Genomic DNA, 3,361 nt, shown 5'->3' with positions numbered 1-3,361 from the left:
GCCACTACCCCCTCAAGATAGCGTGTCTACCAATTTCACCACGTCGGCTAAAAACTTTTACATTCAAACCTTTAATTCGCCGGCGCCGCCGGGGGTTGCGCCGGCGCCACAATGGGAGCCGCCACCGGGACTTGCTCCGGCGCTGGCGCCGCCTTCGGAGCTGCCGGCGCCGACACCTGACTGCCTTGCTCCTTGACCGGTTGATCAGGCACGACTGTCGGCGCTCGCGGAGCCACCGCACCCGCGGGGCCAGCAGGCGGAACCGGGGCACCGGGAGCAACCGGCACATCCGAACCTGACGACTGCACCGCCGCTGCGGGCACCACCGGCACCTCTGAGGATGATACCTTAGAAGCGGGCTGCACCGCCACCGGCGCCACCTTGTCCGCGGGGACCTGCACTGTGTCGGCGGCCGGCGTCTGGACCTTTACTGCCATACCGTTCGCCCCATCCATCAGGCCGGCGGGCTTACTCCCCTTGGAGGCATAATACGCCATTGTCATGCTGGTGAGGAAGAACAATGCAGCAATAATTCCGGTGGCGCGGGACAGGAACGAACCCGACCCACGGGCGCCGAACACAGTCGCCGAGGCCCCGCTCCCAAAGGCGGCACCCGCATCGGCCCCCCGCCCGTGCTGAATGAGCACCAGAGCGATCAGCGCGATGGATAAAAAAACTTGGGTGACGGTCAGGATAGTATGCATGAATTCGTTAGTCCGGTCTCGTCCTTCGGTCGCTGGGATGGACGCACTCGTTACGCTGCCGCGTCCCCGGCCCTGGCAATTGCCAGGAACTCATCGGCATTCAGAGCGGCCCCACCGATGAGACCGCCGTCAATATCCGACTGGGACAATAGCTCCGGGGCATTACTGCCCTTCATGCTGCCACCGTACAGGATACGGATCTTCTGCGCCACCACCGGGTCGTGACCGGCCAACCGCCCCCGAATGAAGGCATGGACCTCCTGTGCCTGGGCGGGGGTGGCGGTCTTACCGGTGCCGATCGCCCACACCGGCTCATAGGCCAGCTCCATGACCCGGAAGGCGGCAATCCCGCTGAGCGCAATGATGCCGTCGATCTGCGCGGCGATCACGGCCTGCATGTCGCCGCGCTCGCGCTCCTCCAAGGTCTCACCGACACACAGGATGGGCGTCAGACCCACGGCGACGGCCGCGGCCAGCTTCTTGGCGATGATGGCCTCGTCCTCACCGTACATCGCGCGGCGCTCGGAGTGGCCGATGATCACATAGCGGCATCCGAAGTCCGCCAGCATGGACGCGGCGACCTCACCGGTAAAGGCCCCGACCGCCTCGGTGGCGCAATTCTGCGCCCCCAGGCGCACACTGCTCCCCGCGACGGCCAGCTCGGCCATCTGCAGGAAGGGGAACGGCGGACAAATGGCCAGTTCGCTGCGCTGGATCGCGGCTGCGCCGCCGACCACGCCGGCCAACAGCCGCTCCACGCTGGCCTTGGTTCCGTTCATTTTCCAGTTACCGGCAATCAGTGGCTGACGCATGTGCATCTCCTAAAATTAGAGCCCGGCAATTTATCTCGATCAGGCCTGGAAATCAACCGAAAACTTGCCGTAGACTAGCCCCATGAGCAAGGCTAAGAAAAAGACCGACGGCGGCTCCACCATCGCACTCAACCGGAAGGCGGGGCATGACTATCACATCGAGCAGCGGATCGAGGCCGGACTGGTCCTGGAGGGCTGGGAGGTCAAGAGCCTGCGCGCCGGGCACATCCAGATCAAGGAGGCCTATGTAAAAATCCTGCACGCCGAGGCCTTCCTGATCGGCTCGCATATGACGCCGCTGCCCACGGCCTCCACTCATGTCAGCCCGGACCCGACCCGCAGCCGCAAGCTCCTGCTCAAGCGGCACGAGATCAACCGCCTGATCGGGGAGACCGAGCGCGCCGGCTACACCCTGGTGCCGACCGCTATGTACTGGAAGCACGGCCGGGCCAAGCTGGAGATCGGCTTGGCCAAGGGCAAGAAGCTCCACGACAAGCGCGCCGCCGAGAAGGATAAGGACTGGCAGCGCGAGAAGGGGCGGCTGTTCAAGGCTGGTTGAGGGGCTGACGCCAAGGTTTCTCTTGCGCGTCGTCGGGCCGCCGCCAGGCGGCCACCGGGATCGCCGACATCCTGTCAGCAGGGTCGCCGCGCGATATCCAAGGCCTGGCTGGCCCCTTGCACCCGAGCCCCGCACCCCCTATATTGTCCCAGACACTTGGGGGCGACTTGGTTTCGACGTGGGTCGCGAAACCTTAGGTGCATGCCGAGGTGCAGGTACCTCGTTAAACCGTCTGCAAATTCTAGTTGCCAACGACGACAACTACGCTCTCGCTGCTTAACCCCAGCGGGCCTCCGACCGATGTTTGCCTGTGGGCATCGGGTTCCGGGGGTAACAACACATAGGATCGCGGTGACGGGGGTCCAGACCTGATCTGCTAAAACCCAAATTTGGAATCGCCGACCGTGCGCCCTGCCCTTCGGGCGCGGGAAGGCTAAAAAAAGTAGAACGGGCTAAGCATGTAGTACCAACGGCAGAGGGCTTGCGGACGCGGGTTCGATCAACGCAAAAGGTCGCCTTTGCTCGTAAGGGCAAAGTGAAAACGGGGCTCACATCGGAGAACCCTTCAGCCGGCTCAAGACCGGCATGGCAACCCCGAGGGGTAGGAAGAGGGCCAACCTCAGGCCTGCCCTGTAGAGACTTATAGAGTCGCTGAACCGGCAACGGTGGAGCGGCCACTAGGATCCGCGGATACGCGGATAACACGCCCCGCATCCGGACCACCGGGTCGTCACCGGACCGGATGAAGGTATAGTCCAGGCCCTATCGAAAGATGGGGAATCACTGTCCCGCCGCCTCCACCATCAGTGGGCCTTGGAGTAACATCCAAGGCTCTTTTTTTTGCGCGTGGAAACCCATGAGCGACTTCGGTTGAGCTGAGGACCTTGATCATCGCTCCGGTTACAGCGTATCGTGTAGAGTGTGGTGAGCTTGCGAGCCGTACGAACAGCCTTACCCCGTTCCGCCCTATTTGGCGTACCGACCCCAACGGGGTCGGACATACCAGCCCAGGGCAACACCCTGGGTATGAGACATATAGGATACCCTAGCCCTGAAAGGGCGTGACATACGCGACTGCACCGTTAAGTACTTCAACAGAGAATTTTGTAGAAGGTTTGGCTAAATTTCAAAAGCACTTCTTGTTACTCCAAGTTCGTGTATTTGAAATAGGCTCTTCCTGCGTTTCAGGCGGTTCTGGTCAGCAAGGCCGAGAGCATGGGCTGGAGCAGCCCCCGACCGCGCCGGCGGACGTTGTGCGTGAACTGAAAGAACCCCAGGTAGAGCGG

General features: G+C 62.3%; 2 protein-coding genes, 1 other RNA gene and 1 pseudogene. 2 read left to right on the top strand and 2 right to left on the bottom strand.

The window, feature by feature from the left end:
- Nucleotides 1-479: 479 nt before the first annotated feature.
- Together secG and tpiA are read right to left on the bottom strand one after the other, a co-directional pair.
- Nucleotides 480-704: pseudogene (gene secG, locus QZY44_RS32785) on the bottom strand (preprotein translocase subunit SecG); the annotation flags it as partial.
- A 50-nt stretch (nucleotides 705-754) separates the two neighbouring features.
- The gene (tpiA, locus tag QZY44_RS32780; RefSeq protein WP_295457654.1) at nucleotides 755-1,516 is read right to left on the bottom strand and encodes a triose-phosphate isomerase; all 762 of its coding nucleotides are present in this window, start codon (nucleotides 1,514-1,516) and stop codon (nucleotides 755-757) included.
- An 82-nt stretch (nucleotides 1,517-1,598) separates the two neighbouring features.
- Between tpiA and smpB the strand changes: the two genes are divergently transcribed.
- Together smpB and ssrA are read left to right on the top strand one after the other, a co-directional pair.
- The gene (gene smpB, locus QZY44_RS32775) at nucleotides 1,599-2,075 is read left to right on the top strand and encodes an SsrA-binding protein SmpB (protein ID WP_295457652.1); all 477 of its coding nucleotides are present in this window, start codon (nucleotides 1,599-1,601) and stop codon (nucleotides 2,073-2,075) included.
- A gap of 166 nt (nucleotides 2,076-2,241) precedes the next feature.
- Nucleotides 2,242-2,577: a transfer-messenger RNA gene (gene ssrA / locus QZY44_RS32770) on the top strand.
- The last annotated feature ends 784 nt before the right edge of the window (nucleotides 2,578-3,361 follow it).

Source organism: uncultured Thiodictyon sp. (assembly GCA_903837595.1).
Lineage (GTDB): Bacteria > Pseudomonadota > Gammaproteobacteria > Chromatiales > Chromatiaceae > Thiodictyon.
This window is presented reverse-complemented; position numbering and strand designations above follow the sequence as displayed.

Coding starts and splice junctions, on each gene's coding strand:
- smpB (WP_295457652.1), top strand. CDS start 1,599: ATGAGCAAGGCTAAGAAAAAGACCGACGGCGGCTCCACCATCGCACTC.
- tpiA (WP_295457654.1), bottom strand. CDS start 1,516: ATGCGTCAGCCACTGATTGCCGGTAACTGGAAAATGAACGGAACCAAG.